The sequence below is a fragment of the Microcoleus sp. N3A4 genome (assembly GCF_036701805.1).
Lineage (GTDB): Bacteria > Cyanobacteriota > Cyanobacteriia > Cyanobacteriales > Microcoleaceae > Microcoleus.
The window spans coordinates 17,102-31,063 of sequence record NZ_JAUBRJ010000025.1 but is presented as its reverse complement, the minus strand read 5'-3'; the positions used below and the strand labels follow the sequence as shown (position 1 = coordinate 31,063).

13 protein-coding genes are annotated in these 13,962 nt (G+C 40.5%); 2 read left to right on the top strand and 11 right to left on the bottom strand.

Going from position 1 to position 13,962, the window contains the following annotated elements; genetic code table 11:
• Nucleotides 1-150: 150 nt before the first annotated feature.
• The 8 genes from holA to QUA56_RS16195 form a co-directional block, all read right to left on the bottom strand.
• Nucleotides 151-1,101, bottom strand: a complete 951-nt coding sequence (gene holA / locus QUA56_RS16230; RefSeq protein WP_333359320.1) for a DNA polymerase III subunit delta — start codon at nt 1,099-1,101, stop codon at nt 151-153.
• Nucleotides 1,098-2,513, bottom strand: a complete 1,416-nt coding sequence (dnaX, locus tag QUA56_RS16225; RefSeq protein WP_333359318.1) for a DNA polymerase III subunit gamma/tau — start codon at nt 2,511-2,513, stop codon at nt 1,098-1,100. Before dnaX ends, holA begins: the two co-directional genes overlap by 4 nt.
• A gap of 596 nt (nt 2,514-3,109) precedes the next feature.
• On the bottom strand, nt 3,110-4,621 hold the full coding sequence (dnaN, locus tag QUA56_RS16220) for a DNA polymerase III subunit beta (protein WP_333359315.1): 1,512 nt from the start codon (nt 4,619-4,621) through the stop codon (nt 3,110-3,112).
• A 343-nt stretch (nt 4,622-4,964) separates the two neighbouring features.
• On the bottom strand, nt 4,965-5,666 hold the full coding sequence (locus tag QUA56_RS16215) for a hypothetical protein (RefSeq protein WP_333359313.1): 702 nt from the start codon (nt 5,664-5,666) through the stop codon (nt 4,965-4,967).
• On the bottom strand, nt 5,667-6,875 hold the full coding sequence (locus tag QUA56_RS16210; protein ID WP_333359311.1) for an ISAzo13 family transposase: 1,209 nt from the start codon (nt 6,873-6,875) through the stop codon (nt 5,667-5,669).
• A 152-nt stretch (nt 6,876-7,027) separates the two neighbouring features.
• Nucleotides 7,028-7,774: an AAA family ATPase gene (locus tag QUA56_RS16205; RefSeq protein ID WP_333359309.1), complete on the bottom strand. Its 747-nt coding sequence runs from the start codon at nt 7,772-7,774 to the stop codon at nt 7,028-7,030.
• Nucleotides 7,775-8,042: 268 nt separating this feature from the next.
• Nucleotides 8,043-8,423 (bottom strand): hypothetical protein, encoded by a 381-nt coding sequence (locus QUA56_RS16200; protein ID WP_333359307.1) that lies wholly within the window; start codon nt 8,421-8,423, stop codon nt 8,043-8,045.
• 193 nt (nt 8,424-8,616) lie between these two features.
• Complete coding sequence (locus tag QUA56_RS16195; RefSeq protein WP_333359305.1) at nt 8,617-9,852, bottom strand: hypothetical protein; 1,236 nt, start codon at nt 9,850-9,852, stop codon at nt 8,617-8,619.
• A 236-nt stretch (nt 9,853-10,088) separates the two neighbouring features.
• On the opposite strand from QUA56_RS16195, the gene QUA56_RS16190 reads away from it, so the two are divergent.
• Entirely contained in the window at nt 10,089-11,288 is a 1,200-nt protein-coding gene (locus QUA56_RS16190) for an ISAs1 family transposase (RefSeq protein WP_333359303.1), read from the top strand.
• Nucleotides 11,289-11,403: 115 nt separating this feature from the next.
• On the top strand, nt 11,404-11,946 hold the full coding sequence (locus QUA56_RS16185; RefSeq protein ID WP_333359301.1) for a hypothetical protein: 543 nt from the start codon (nt 11,404-11,406) through the stop codon (nt 11,944-11,946).
• A 168-nt stretch (nt 11,947-12,114) separates the two neighbouring features.
• On the opposite strand, the gene QUA56_RS16180 is transcribed toward QUA56_RS16185, so the two are convergent.
• The 3 genes from QUA56_RS16180 to QUA56_RS16170 all read right to left on the bottom strand — a co-directional run bounded on the left by QUA56_RS16180 (nt 12,115) and on the right by QUA56_RS16170 (nt 13,926).
• A complete protein-coding gene (locus QUA56_RS16180) occupies nt 12,115-12,414 on the bottom strand; it encodes a hypothetical protein (RefSeq protein WP_333359299.1) in 300 nt (99 codons plus the stop codon).
• A 239-nt stretch (nt 12,415-12,653) separates the two neighbouring features.
• Nucleotides 12,654-12,890 (bottom strand): hypothetical protein, encoded by a 237-nt coding sequence (locus QUA56_RS16175; protein ID WP_333359297.1) that lies wholly within the window; start codon nt 12,888-12,890, stop codon nt 12,654-12,656.
• A gap of 343 nt (nt 12,891-13,233) precedes the next feature.
• The gene (locus tag QUA56_RS16170; RefSeq protein WP_333359295.1) at nt 13,234-13,926 is read right to left on the bottom strand and encodes a DUF305 domain-containing protein; all 693 of its coding nucleotides are present in this window, start codon (nt 13,924-13,926) and stop codon (nt 13,234-13,236) included.
• Between the last annotated feature and the right edge of the window lie 36 nt (nt 13,927-13,962).

Sequence of the window (13,962 nt, the reverse complement as noted above, 5' to 3'; positions counted from 1 at the left end):
TAGGACTAATACAGCAGATTCCACGTTGATGAAGTACATCCCGGATCGATAAATCCACATAGGGACACGGCAATGCCGTGTCCCTACTGCACTCCAGAAATCTGGGATACGCTGTAAAAGGCTGCCAATTTAATTCGGCAGCCTTTTCTGTTATTTAGTGAGTTGAGTGATTCTGAGCAAAGCAGGCAACATTGAATCAGACTTTTCTCCGGTTTTGAGGGCAATTTCTAAATCAAACAAAATGGAGAGCGATCGACTTAAGAAGTTCGCAGATACTTCCTTAACCTCGTGCTTGAGGAAATACAGCCGTTTGGGGTTACTAATTCCGCACATACTAGCAATTTCACTATCAGAAAGTTTGCCGCCGGAATCCAGAGTAGCTTTTACCCACAGCCAAGTTTTAAACTGAGTTTGAAGAGTAGCAATAATTGCTAAAGAAAACTCTGCCCGAGATAGCAATTCATCAAGCACCTTAATTGCCGCCACTGCTTGACCTTTTAAAAGAGCTTCTGCCAGTTGAAAACAGTTGGCTGTGGTAGCTGGAACGAGGATTTTAGCAGCTTCTTTGGTAATGCGAGCGCCCGCAGCATAAATGGCTAATTTCTCCAGTTCACTAACTCTTCTAGCAGAATCGTTACCAATCGCTACCGCTAGATAACTGACAGCATCTCTGGCAATTGAGAGATTCATCTGTTTAGCAGTAGCAGCGATCGCACTTTCAATCAAATCGGTACGCCAAGGGGGAATGAGAGTAAATTCCTTAAGTTTAGCAAACTGCAACAAATGCTTGACTACCTTGAGTCGTTTGTCGATGACAGCAGCAGTGAAGATTAAGTGCGTTGTGGCGGGTAATTGGGGCAAGATTTGCAGCAATTCTAGCCCCGTTTCTCCAAATTGCTTGAAATCGCAATTTTCAACGACAATAAGTTTGTTTCCACCGCCGAAAGGAACTGAAGCAGCAGCAGAGAGGGCTGCATCCAGGGAAGAAGCATTTCTGCGGTGGATGTTGAAATCTCGCCAGAGAGGATGAGTTTGAGTCTTAAAATTTTCAACTTCTCGTTCAATTGCGTAGGTATCATTCCCAATTAGGATGCTAATCATGCTGCTAACTCCTCCTGTTGTTTGACAGTTACAGTAAGAGAGCGGCCTAAAGCTTTAGTAACGATCCGCTGCACGGATTCAAGGTGACTCTGAAACTTGTTCGCGTATTTTCTTTCTACTGCTAACACACATGAATCAGCCGAAAGTTCGGCAATTTGAGCGCGGTTTAAGAGGCTACGATTGCCTGGTTTCGCTGCTGCTACTACTTGCGCCCAAGTTGTCTCAAAGTCAGGAGAATCTGCCTCTATTTTTTGAGGACTTTTATCAAATTTGTCAGGCTGATTAGATTGGGAAGTTGCCGGCAACCGCGTTTCGGGGGCAGCGGGTTTGCTTGACAGCATCAAGTTCAGCAGGCAGACTTCTAACCAGGTAGCAGCATTGGTGCTAGTTCTCAATTGAAATTCTGATTTTTGCAATTGTGTACAAGCCGCATCAATTGTTTCAAAGTCGAGATGAAGAGCGAGCGAGCGCAGTTGTGAGTAGCCTACTGGCCCTGCAATTAAATTCTGGCAGTGGCGCGTTGATTTGACAATGAGCAAATCTCTCATTGCTGCTAGCAAGCTACTGAGAATTAGTTTGGGGGTTTTGCCACTATCAATAAGCGTTCTCGAAGATTGCAGTACGCTTAGGGTATCGCCAGAATGAATGGCTTTGAGAAGGGCGATCGAGTCTTGCTCGCTGATGCTGCCAGATACTTCTGCAACTTGAGTTAGGGTAATCTCTGAGTTTAGCAGTGAAAGCTGAGAAAGTAATTGCAGGGCATCTCTTAACCCTCCGTCGCAGGTGCGAGCGATCGCCCGCATGGCCTCACTTGCGATCTCAATAGATTCAGCGGAGCTAATTTTGTGCAATTGTCCGACAATAGCATCAACTGACAAGGCTCGGAAGTTAAAAGTTTGGCAGCGGGAGATAATTGTTGGCAAGACTTTATGTGCTTCAGTCGTACAGAGAATAAATACCACATGAGCCGGAGGTTCTTCAAGGCATTTGAGGAGAGCATTTTGAGCGCTGGTACTGAGTTGGTGACACTCGTCTAAAATCCAGATGCGGTAAGGGCTCATCGCTGGCGCAAAGTTGCTGTGTTGTATTAATTCTCTGGCATCATCCACGCCATTGTGAGAGGCCGCATCGATTTCAGTTACGTCTAAGCTTGAACAGGAGTCAATGGTTTTGCAGCTTGAACATTCCCCGCAAGGAGTGGCGGTTAGCTTTTTGTTATTCAAACAATTGAGGGATTTAGCAAGGATGCGAGCGGTTGAGGTTTTGCCTGTTCCTCTGGGGCCAGTAAACAGGTAAGCTTGAGCAATTTTGTCGGAGGTGATGGCATTGGTCAAGGTTGTTTTGATTGTGTCTTGACCCACTAATTCTTGCAGGCTTTTGGGGCGGTATTTGAGGTGCAGTGGTTGGTACATTTTGAGTGGTTAGAATACTTCTGGTAACTATTCCCCGATAGGGGAGCCGTGCCTAAAGTTAAACTCATAGGACTTACGTATAAGCTCTATCTGTCGTGTAAAAATTGTGTATTTTACCGCTACTAATAGTGTTAGCAAGTATTTTTTGCGTAAGTCCTGGCTCAGTTGTTAGCGCTGGCGCGCCGAACACACTACCGCAAGGAAAAATTGCTAAACCCTCTGCTGCTGAGATACAGCAAAAAAGCACGGCATGAAGAAAAAATAGAAAGCAAAAGGTTTGAGCGAGTGGAAGCTGATTCCAGAGCGCAAGACTGGGGCAATTTACACCTCGCTTACTTGCGGTTTTGGAAATTTTCAAGGTGCAACAGGGTCGGCGGTCGCGAGCTTATTTTAACCAATGGAGAGAAACATTAAAAATCACTAATTTACCAGCAAAAACGTTGCTTAAATCCCAAAAAAGTATTAAAATATATGTGAGGTTTGTAGACAAATTAGTGTGGCAAAGAACCACTTAAACCCTCCTAAATTATACAGCAATAGGCTCCGAATTTGTGCAGGAGAGGGCATCAAATTTAGATGCCACTCCCACCTTTCAATTATTCTTGCGGAGCGACAATATATTCGCACTCTAAAGCCTCTGTACCCGACGCAGGCGTTCCAAACGGTGCAATCAGTAAGGGAGCGGTAGGAGTTGCCATTAACACCCGCAAATCAGAACTGGAAATCGCTTTGACTGTATCAATCAAATAGCGGATGTCGCACTTGAGACAAAACTCACAGCCCCAGAGTTTAGCATCAACTGTTTCAGTTCCTGAACTGAGAGTATTGTTGAGTGATGCTCGCACTTGTTGGGCATCTAAATCAAATTCTAAAATAGCTGTTAGGTGAGACTTGTCGCTGTGAGAAGCTAACCTCTCTAAGGCTTTTAAAAAGCTCAGCCTCTCAACCACCACTTGATGGCTAAATTCAGGGCGGTAGGGAGCGATAATTTGGTCGCAAACCGGATATTGCCCTTCGAGCAACTTCGTTGTCAACCGCCAATTATTCCACTCGAATGCGACAAAATTACTAGGTTGGTCTGGCAAACCTTCATAGTAAATCGTAACTTTGTCAGCAGAATTCAAAGAACGCTCCAATAACCGGAGTACCTTAGCAGGGACAGTAAAATTAATTATTTGACTGCTCAAAAGGTGGGAATTGCTGCTTTCGTTCAATCCTAAAACCATTGCTACCCGATGCCCGTCTGTCGTCCAAACTCTCAGTTGATCGAGTCCTCTGTCTGCGTCGCGGCTGAGTTGAAAATTCCCTCCAGTTAAAATGCGTTTGTTTTCCTCCGCACTGACAGCAAATAAGCTAGCTTTGAGTACAGCAATTAACACGCTAGCAGGAAGCGTTACAAGTTTTTGTTTAACGCTGGGGATAGCTGGAAATTCGTCCGCAGCTAGCCCGCGAATGGCGTGCTTGCTTCTTGACGCACTCAGAGTGGCACTGACTGATGGAACGTCGCTTCCTTTAATAATTTCAGAAGAACTTTTTAAGGTAAGGCTGCCGTTAGGAAATTTTCCCAAAATGTCAGCAAGTATGGGTGCGGGGAGGGTAAGCTTTCCAGATTGATTGACATTCGCACCAAAGCTCACTTGCATTCCAAATTCTAAATTGTAAGCAGTCAGGTGCAAATGTTGAGTTTCAGCATCAGCTTCAATCAAAATATTGGACAAAATGGGATGGCTGCTATTGCTGGGAATGATGCCTTTCAGGGCTTGTATATAATCGTTGAATTCTCTTGAATTGCAGGCAAGTTCAACAGCCGATAGGGAAGATGTCGGAGTTGGAGAATCTGTGATTTCATTATTGAGATGGTTTTCTGGAGTGGGATTTGTTGGGGTGTCAGAAGGTGTAGAAGTTCCAATGTCTGTGATGTAGTTCGCTGCTACTTCTTCTATTTGTGTTGTTTTGGGTAGGGGAGAAGAAAGCTTAGTTGTTTTTTTGACTGATGGCTTCGTAGTAGGAGTCAAATTACTGACTGTTACAGTTGAGCGTTTTTTCTTAGCTGTTCTCTCCACTACTTCCTCTTTAGAATGTGTTCCAGAAAGTCGAGTTTTTGCCATAATAATTAGTCGGGTGTCAAGAATTTGATTGGTCGCTGCGATAGCAGTGAGGAAGGGGAAGGGGAAGGGGAAGGGGAAGGTTAAGAGAAGGGGAGGGGTAAGGGTGGAACAAGTTCAGTAAACTCGCGTTATGTTCAAGTTGAAGCAAACTGATTATTTAGATTTTGATAAGTGAGATAACAGAACTTACGCTCATCAACCGGATTTCTCTGAAAAATTGTTGCTTTCTCAACTAGATATCTACGAAGAAACCCGATTTCTGGCATCGTGTGCGTAAGTCCTGAGAGAAGAAAGTTCAACTCAAAAAAGCGAAAATTTATCTTTCCTTCCCCTTCCCCTTCCCCTAAAATTGAGCTAATACTCGTTGCACTCTGAATGAATTAGGAGGGACAAATAGTATTCGTTGGCGACATCTGCTTGTTCCAACATATAAAAGACGGTGGTACTCTTTAAGTTTCTCTTGGCTGCTCATTTCTTTGCCTACCAAAAGTCGAGTCAAAATGTCATTGCTGTCCAAACCAACTTCATCAAAAGTGCTACCTTGAGAATTGTGAATAGTCAGGGCAAAGCAATTGTCAACTTCGGCAAATACATCATCTTTAAACCAGTAATACTTCTGCCAGAGAAATCCATTACGTTTGGCACTTTTGAGTTTCTCTTTCAATTCAGCTTGGTAGCGCTTACTTTCCGATTCATGCAGCACAAAGATTTGCCGAAATAGACCATCATCAGTCATAATCTTCAACAGCCATACTCGGTAGCCGTAGTGCTGACTTATTTCAACTTGCTGTATGGTAAATTCAGTTGATGTGGCTAAAATCACAGTCTTACCATCAGGAGCCAGAACTGGTTTCTTAGTAATTAACCTTTCTCCAGATATAAATCGGGCAGTTGTTCGACTATAAAGTTGTTCTCGAACAGCCTGATTGTAATAGTTGACTCGCTTGTTTGTCCAGCACAAAATCCGAAAGCAATCAGGATTTGAGGCAAATTTTTGCTTGATGGTTTTGATAGCATAGGAATGAAAATTTAATAACTTCACCATCTACTCAATTGTCGGAACAGCACGGTAATTCCATTTTGGCAAATATTCATCAAAAATAATTTTCATTGTCTCCTTAAATCCCTCAGCTACTTTTCGACCAGTTTTATAAACTTTATCGAGTACATTTACTACTACAGAAAGTCCAGTTTTTGTGTGGGTTTTTTCCATGAGTTCTTTGACTAACTCAACACTGGTAAAAATCACTCCTTGACAAGCTCTCGTTACATGAGGAAATAAGCGATGTTCAATAGGATTGTACTTGGATGTATAAGGAGGATAATGTGCTATTCGGATTTCTATATTTAGCTCATTAACTAATTTTTGTAAATCTGACTTAAAGATATAGTGATTAGAATTATTACTGCCACCTCCATCACATTTAATCAAAATTGAATCTGCTTGAGGGTAGAGAAAGATTCCATAATTTATCCACCATGATTTAATCGATTCACAAGCAAATTCACTCGTATCTTTACTTGTACCTAGGCTTAAATATCCTCGGTTATGTTGCAAATCATAAATTCCATGTGGCACTACTTTGCCATCAGCCAAACTGAAAAAATCATGGTCTAATGTGGTAACTGTTTCAGTAGTATACAGAGTTCCTGAACGATATAAATTTCCAATAAATTCCTTTTTTTTGGTATCCATACTAATGATAGGATTTCCCTGTAACTCATACTCTTCAGTAATTTTAGCAAGATTTTCAAATTGTTCATTACGATTCTTTGTGATTTTTATTGTTTGTTTTTTTTGAGCTTGACGTTTCACATATCCGTGCTTTTTCAATAATTTCTGAACCACCGTTACGCTGACTATTATGCCATGATTTTTTAGGCCTTCAACTATTTCTTGTTTAGTAAGATTAGTCCATTTAATCTGTTCGTTCATTGGAGAGCCTGCTGTGTAGTTCTTTAACACTTCTAAAAAAGTTTCATTCAAACCAGGTATCTGAGAATCGCTAGTTTTTCTTCCTCCTCCTTTTTGACGAATTCTGTGTTGATTAAAAGTAGTGTCTGATTCACTTTTTAATTCCTTAATGCCTTTGGCTATCGTATTCCTATCTACTGACAAAATTCTCGCTATGTAACTAATTCCACCACCGCCAATTTTTTGGGCTTCTATTGCTGCATATCTTCGTCGATCTTTTTCGGATAAAGATTGATAAAATTTCTGCATTTGAGCAGTGATTTCAGAGGAGTAATACATGAATCTACCTGGAGAAAACAAAGGAAATTAACCAACAAATTATTAACGATAAAATAGGGTGAGCATCAACTAAAGATAAGTTTTGACCATAAATTTGAAATATCAAGTACATTGATGTTCACTCATTTGTTTATTATATCTTGCTTATGTTATTAAATTTTCATTCCATATTGGATGAGTGCTTCTGGTTTAACTTTGAATGCACCGTTAGATTTGTCCAATGAGTTGTAATTCGGATGTGGCAAAAAGACATCTGTTTTACTCTTGACAAATGAGCGACATTCCGTAATAAAATCAAGGACGGGGCTTTCTCCAGCTTGTCTAACTACTTGAGTTAATACAGCTTTATTGGCAATATTGAAAGCAGGCGAGCGCTTTTCTCCAACAGGATTAAGTTGCGCTGGGTCGCCCATGAGAATTAATTTCCGCTGATTGAAGAGAGTATGTTCAAATCTGCGCTCAATCCAAGACCACAATTGAGTTCCCACCATCGAACATTCATCGAGGAAAATGATATCATAGAGGTGGAGGTAACAACAGCTTGTCTGTTCTAAGACTTTCTCTTGTTCTTTGCGAACCATGCCTAAGCCTAAAAGCTGGTGTATCGTCATAAAATCTACTCCGAAAATGCCTTGAGATGCTGCCATTTTTCTGAGGATACCGACGGCTTTGTTAGTAGGTGCAGTAAGGGCAATACGCTTGCTTTGAGCCAAGAGTTCTTTGATTATAAGGAAAATAAGTGTGCTTTTTCCAGTGCCTGCATAACCGCAAAGCAAGAAGAATGCGGAAGTGCTGCTTGCAAATGTTCTCAAATTGTCGAGTGCTTGCTGCTGCTGCGGCTTGAGAGTAAAGGGAATTTGTTTAAATTCCTGCGGTCGTTCTAGTAAAGTTTGAATCATTAGTGTACAGTAATGCTAATTCGTTCGCATCCTAATAAGCGCTAGCTTGAGGGGGAGTATGAGGAACATTCAAATCAAAACTGACTTATAACAATAGTTCCGAATTTCAGAAAAGAATGGCTGTAATGGTTGATTTTTCGTTATGTGAACTTACCTAAAACTCTGATTATGTCATTGACAAAAAAAGTTGTCATAAGTATTGTTTAATCAAAAATCAGCTCTGAATTTTATGATAATTCAGAGCTAGTTTTGCTGCTGTTGTTAGTTGTTAAACAATAATAACTTTGGTTTTCTTAACTCGTTTGATATTCACTGCTGTGCCAATACTATGTCCATCCCAAATGGCTAATCCGTAGTCACAATGCGAACACATTTCGATATCGCGATCGCTATAGTTTCCGCTAATACCAACAACTGGATAACCAGAAGTATTTCTGGGTTTGCCATTGCCGCTAAACAAGGCATAGTAAACCAAAACTTTCTCGTAGTTCTTAGACCGCAAGTATTGCTGAACTAAGCTATCAACTCCAGGCGCATCACCGACTCTGACTTCAAACCCTAGTTCAATGATGCGATTGAGAGATGTATGAGCCTCTGATGGCAATTCCTGGATGGAACGACTGCCAGAAATCATTACTATTTTGTTCATGGTTATTTCTTTGAAATTGTAGCTGAAGAGTGAATTAAAACCCACTAAAAGATTGCTCCTTTAGTGGGTATTTATAACTAGAGAAAGTCAACATTTTTCGCCGCTAGGCGATTTATCTTTCGGATTGGCAAAAGAGTTTTTAATTGCATTTACAGTTTTGTTACAGACTAGCCAATCCTATTCTCCATTCCCATCATTTTGGCATCTTTTCTAAATCAAGTTCAGCCACTTCCCACAGAGCTTCTAAGCGCTTCTTTAAAGTTTTATGTCTGGGTATTTCTACAACATACTCGTACTTAGAACCTGTATGTTGAAGTTCTGGACTTTGGCAATCAATTAGGTAGCTCAGGCGGCCAACTAGCTTTTTAATAGGTATTAGCCAAATCTTAGCTAATGCTTTAGTACGGAAACCAATCCAAGCTTTAAAGTAAGAGCCATCTTCGCTAACTTGGTAAGCAACATTGGGGGATAATTTAACAAGAAATGGGATATGAGTAATGCCTAAACTTTTGAGTTCAGTCAAGCTGTAGCTTTGAATTTCTCCACTGTCCCATTGAATTTGAAATGGGCGTAGTGCCTGAATATTCAAACTAATAACTATTCCCCTTTGTTCCATTTGATTTCGGCGTTGTTCGAGGCAATCGCCCTCTCGAAAACCACTCCATCCATGTTTCTTAGCTAAATGTTTAAGGCAATAGTCCCAGGCTTCTTCCCAAGCAATATCAAAGTCAAGAAGCTCATAACTTTCTGTACTCAATTGTTGAGTCAATTTATCTTTGAGTTGCTGCTTTTGAATTGGTAAGGCAATTTCTAAGAAATTGTCGGGTACTTCAAAAACCAAGTGTGTCTTAGCCCTAACTTTTAGGTCATTGAAAGACAAAAAGCGAGTGGCTTCTAATTGTTGGGGTGTAAAGACATTTATGGCGCAACTTGTCGGATAGCCAGGGAACAAGTTGATGGGAAAGAGATAATAGTAGTCGAGAGTGAATATGAGAATGTGATGTTCAGTTAGCGATTCTACTTGGAAAGTAGTGGTGTTACTGAATTGTAGTTGTTGCGAATTAGCTAGTACAATTGTTGTGCAAGCGGGAAGTTCTCCAGTAGTTTTTTGAGGAATAAACAGAGGCACAAGGGATATTTTAAGCACCCGAATTTCATCTAAGGTATAATTCCAGGAAAAACTATCTTCGTTGTTACTAGCATCCCAAGTAATTATTACAGGTCTATCGGTTTGATGGAGGGCTGTTATCGTGCCGTAATGGTTGCCAGATTTGACGATATCGCCTACTTTAAAGGGAAGTTGAGCGAAAGGAGGCGGAGTGAGAAAAGGAAAAATTACCGCTACCACTTCTTTGATTTCACTGGGGGGATCGTTGTCAGGTTTAGAGCAAGTATTTGAGAAGCCAATTAAAGTCGTGTTAGAGTCCATAACCTTTGAGAAGCTAATTGTTTTCAACTTCTCCCGTTAGGGGATATCTTCTCGCGCTTAATCCCTTAACTTTTTGTGGTTTAATATCAAATCCGAACGAGTTTGTGCTTTATTTCGGCTTAAATTTTTTTGAAGTCTTGCTAAGTACCCAGGGTAAACGCATCTTAATTTCAACCTAAAACATGATAAGATCAAGTGTTTAGCTAAATCAAGTGCGTAATTGATAGGTGCGATCGATGGCGAAAGGGTTTACTTCGACTTTAACTTCCCAACAAAAAACAATAGGTGTATCGAATCCGACCGACTTATTGAACGTTAGTTTTTTAAACCATTTTGAGACCTTGACCGATCCAAGAATAGAAAGAAGTAAAGAGCATTTACTAATAGATATTGTAGCCATTGCGATTCTAGCAGTCATTAGCGGTGCGGATGGATGGGGGGCAATAGAACTCTATGGAAAAACTAAATATGAATGGCTAAAAGGTTTTCTAGAACTGCCGAATGGAATTCCTTCTCATGATACATTTAGTCGAGTATTTGCTCGACTTGAACCGAAGCAGTTTCAAGAGTGTTTTTTGAGTTGGGTAAATTCAATTACCAAAAAATTGGAGCTAGAAGTTATAGCCATAGATGGCAAAACAATGAAACAATCTTATGACCGGAATCAAAACCAAAAACCGTTAGATATAGTCAGTGCATGGTCGTCGTCCCATCAATTAGTTTTAGGGCAAAAAAAAGTCAATAAGAAATCCAACGAAGTGACAGCAATTCCGGCTTTGTTAGAGATGCTAGAAATTGCTGGAAGCATAATAACCATCGATGCTTTGGGATGTCAGAAAGAAATAGCAGCGCTCATAATTAAGAAGAAAGGAGATTATCTTTTAGCGCTAAAGGGAAATCAAAAGCTTCTTCATAAAGACGTAAAAGACTGGTTTGAATTAGCTCGAAAAGAAAAGTTTGCTGGCAGAGAGCATAGCTATTATCAACAAATAGAAGGAGGGCATCATCGAGTTGAAAAAAGACAAATTTGGACTGTGGCAGTCTCGGAGTTGCCATCTCTTCATAATCAATCATTATGGACGGGATTAAAAACGGTTGTGATGGTCGTAAGTGAAAGACGTTTGTGGAATAAAACTACAACAGAAGTTCGGTTTTATTTAAGTAGTTTAGCCAGTAATGCCGAGAAGATTTCTCAAGCAATTCGCAGTCATTGGGGTATTGAAAATAGCTTACATTGGACATTGAATGTTACTTTTTCTGAAGACAAGAGTCGTATTCGTAAAGATCATTCTCCTGAAAATTTTGCTCTTGTACGTCGTTTAGCTGTCAATTTACTGAAACAGGAAAAAGGATTTAAAGGAAGTTTAAAAATGAAGCGGTATCTGGCGGGAATGGATAATAATTATTTAGTTCAAATTTTAAACTCTGCCAGCTAACGCTCGAAAACTAAAACTGATTCCCGATCTAAATTGATTCAGCTTTGAGAATTTAGAAGTCCTTAAAGCTCGATTTTAACTGGGTTAATTGCATCAGATTTAAGAGTTTTAAGAATTGTTTTATAAAAAAAAGTCATGCACAAATATGATTTTCTGTCAACTTAATTTAGATGCGTTTACCCTGCTTAAGGTTGGAAGTAAAAGAGAACCATTACATGAACGCTTGCTTGGATTACGTGGTCGTTCAATATCTCGATATCGCCACTTACTTAAAGGGTTAGTAGCTGCTGGGACAGGGGTGGGAATTGAATGGGGTTCTCCTCAAACTGGTGGAGGTGGGGTTGCTAATCTCCCCCTTACAACCGCTAAAGCTATTATAGCTATACTAGATCAAATAACAACTGAACTCCCTGTAGAGTATAAAATTACAGGTGAGCTAATCGGAGGAAATAAACGTACTGCCACTTACGAAATAAAAGACCTTAGAGACAACCAAAAATATTCAGATAAAGTTTTAGAAGAAGCAAGACAAGATATAGCAGAAGCCAGATTAACAGGAATATATGTTGCCATCATTCGAGAAAAGGTAGAAGTGTTCCCTATTACTGGAGTTGAAAAAATTGAATACGAACTTGTCTCCCTAAAACCATTCACATAAAGCCCCCAAATGGATACACAAAATTTAAAACAACATACGGGCCAGTTAGATCGGCTAGCAAGCCATTTACCCCAAATTGGCTTGCTAACTGATCTAGCTTAAATCCTTGCTAAGCGAGATTTTCAGCCATGTTCGCAAGTTTCTGCACGATTGCTACTCAAACCTTTGTCATTGCTCTGCTTCAGGTTTGGGTTCCTTCGGTTTTTTCTCAAAGACTTGGATATTTGGCTCTAATAGCACAAAGCCGTTAGAGGTTGATTCACCCATCTTGCCACCAATAGCAGCCACCCACATGGGATAGTTGGCAGCAGCATCCTCAAGCTTCTTCCATATTTTTGGTTTAACAGTAACGGACACTACCCGACCGTCACAGTCAAGCTCAAAGGTTTTCCAGTTGTCTTTGTTAGTTTCTACGTTGATAGGGAGTTCGTTAATTTTGATGATGAGTTCAAGCTTGCCAATTGTCATAGGTAGTTTCGTTGGTTTAATGCGTTGCTCTTCTGATACTTTGTCAGCCTTGTTATATTTTCCGGCCTAGGGGTGAAAATCGCTACAGCTTTAGCGGGTTAATCACATTTCCCCGCCTAAGCCCTGTAACCATTGAAGCAACATCAAAAAACTAACATATCCCAATTTAAAAAGTCGAAAATATACAATTACATTTTTGTACAAACTTAAAGTTTCACCATTTATAAATTCAGTCAATACTAATCATCTTTATCATCGTCTTTATCATCGTCTTTATCATCGTCTTTATCAATGTCTCTATCATTGTCTTTATCCTTGTCTTTATCAAATTTTTTACTATCAGAAGTCCTATCCGAATTTATTGGACTTGAAGGCTTTAATAATAAAGGTAATACTGCACAACTGTGACAACTTAAAAACAGAAATATAATTGCTGTTGTTTTGCTAAAAACAGACCGATTGTTGTGGATATTCATGTTGAAAAAAAAGATAAATGAATAATCAAACTGAGGATATGGATTTGGTCTGTAGTCAGCTCCAATCTCAAGTTTGTAATTGTAAGTGTGACACAAAAAGTTAGACCAAAACCAGGCGTTGCTGATTTATGGTATGAAAGGCTAAATATGCAAATCATAGAAACCAGTATCACAAAGCTTCTGAATTTTTAAATTATTTTTTTCATACCCTGATTAAGCAACGCCCTAGTTTTTTCTGAGTGTTGCGATGACCCCAGGGGACAAATGCAGGTGTCAGTGCGGCATAACGGGCATACTCCTCAAGACCTCCTTGTGAATAGAACAACTCGCGATTCCAGGCTTGTTACCATCCTTGCATCTGTGCGATTTCAGCGCTCTGAGATGTGATGATTGACTGAGCCAAAGTACGGATTTCTGGATGAGCAGCACACTCAGATGCCATCTTCGCCATCATCACCCCCATTTGATGATGGGGAATCATTTGTCGCACAAATTCCTTGTCAAAGTCCGGGGCTTTCTTGAGCGCGTCGAGGTCGGTTTTCATGCTCATCATGCCCTGACCCATCATGCCCTGACCCATCATGCCCTGACCCATCATGCCCTGACCCTGGCCCATCATGCACTGACCCTGACCCATCATGCCTGAGCCTGTGCCCTGCCCTTGGTTGTGGTGGTCTCCCATCATGCCCATGTCATTCATTGAACGTGCAGCGACTTCTTTGCCGAACCACTGTTTGTACCAGCTACGCATCTCTTGAATTTCACGAGTTTGGTCTTTTTTAATTGCTTGGGCTAATTTTTTAACTTCTGGGCGTTTGGCGCGACTAAAAGCAAGATCAGCCATTGCGATCGCATCTTGGTGATGCGGGATCATCATTTCGATAAAATGCCGATCGACTCGAACCGATCTGGGTTGTTGAGGATTTCCTGGTGCAGGTAATGACTGAACTTGTTCGCTGTTGATAAGGACAAATCCAGTAATAGCACCACTACTAAGTAGCCCGACTAAGCTGTACACCAAAAACTTCTTATTCATAACTCTACCTGATTTGAAGAATAACTAGGTTTCAAT

What these genes read in the sequence shown, in the direction of transcription:
- holA (WP_333359320.1), bottom strand. Translation starts at nt 1,101, where the DNA reads ATGATTAGCATCCTAATTGGGAATGATACCTACGCAATTGAACGAGAA.
- dnaX (WP_333359318.1), bottom strand. Translation starts at nt 2,513, where the DNA reads ATGTACCAACCACTGCACCTCAAATACCGCCCCAAAAGCCTGCAAGAA.
- dnaN (WP_333359315.1), bottom strand. Translation starts at nt 4,621, where the DNA reads ATGGCAAAAACTCGACTTTCTGGAACACATTCTAAAGAGGAAGTAGTG.
- QUA56_RS16215 (WP_333359313.1), bottom strand. Translation starts at nt 5,666, where the DNA reads ATGGTGAAGTTATTAAATTTTCATTCCTATGCTATCAAAACCATCAAG.
- QUA56_RS16210 (WP_333359311.1), bottom strand. Translation starts at nt 6,875, where the DNA reads ATGTATTACTCCTCTGAAATCACTGCTCAAATGCAGAAATTTTATCAA.
- QUA56_RS16205 (WP_333359309.1), bottom strand. Translation starts at nt 7,774, where the DNA reads ATGATTCAAACTTTACTAGAACGACCGCAGGAATTTAAACAAATTCCC.
- QUA56_RS16200 (WP_333359307.1), bottom strand. Translation starts at nt 8,423, where the DNA reads ATGAACAAAATAGTAATGATTTCTGGCAGTCGTTCCATCCAGGAATTG.
- QUA56_RS16195 (WP_333359305.1), bottom strand. Translation starts at nt 9,852, where the DNA reads ATGGACTCTAACACGACTTTAATTGGCTTCTCAAATACTTGCTCTAAA.
- QUA56_RS16190 (WP_333359303.1), top strand. Translation starts at nt 10,089, where the DNA reads ATGGCGAAAGGGTTTACTTCGACTTTAACTTCCCAACAAAAAACAATA.
- QUA56_RS16180 (WP_333359299.1), bottom strand. Translation starts at nt 12,414, where the DNA reads ATGACAATTGGCAAGCTTGAACTCATCATCAAAATTAACGAACTCCCT.
- QUA56_RS16175 (WP_333359297.1), bottom strand. Translation starts at nt 12,890, where the DNA reads ATGAATATCCACAACAATCGGTCTGTTTTTAGCAAAACAACAGCAATT.
- QUA56_RS16170 (WP_333359295.1), bottom strand. Translation starts at nt 13,926, where the DNA reads ATGAATAAGAAGTTTTTGGTGTACAGCTTAGTCGGGCTACTTAGTAGT.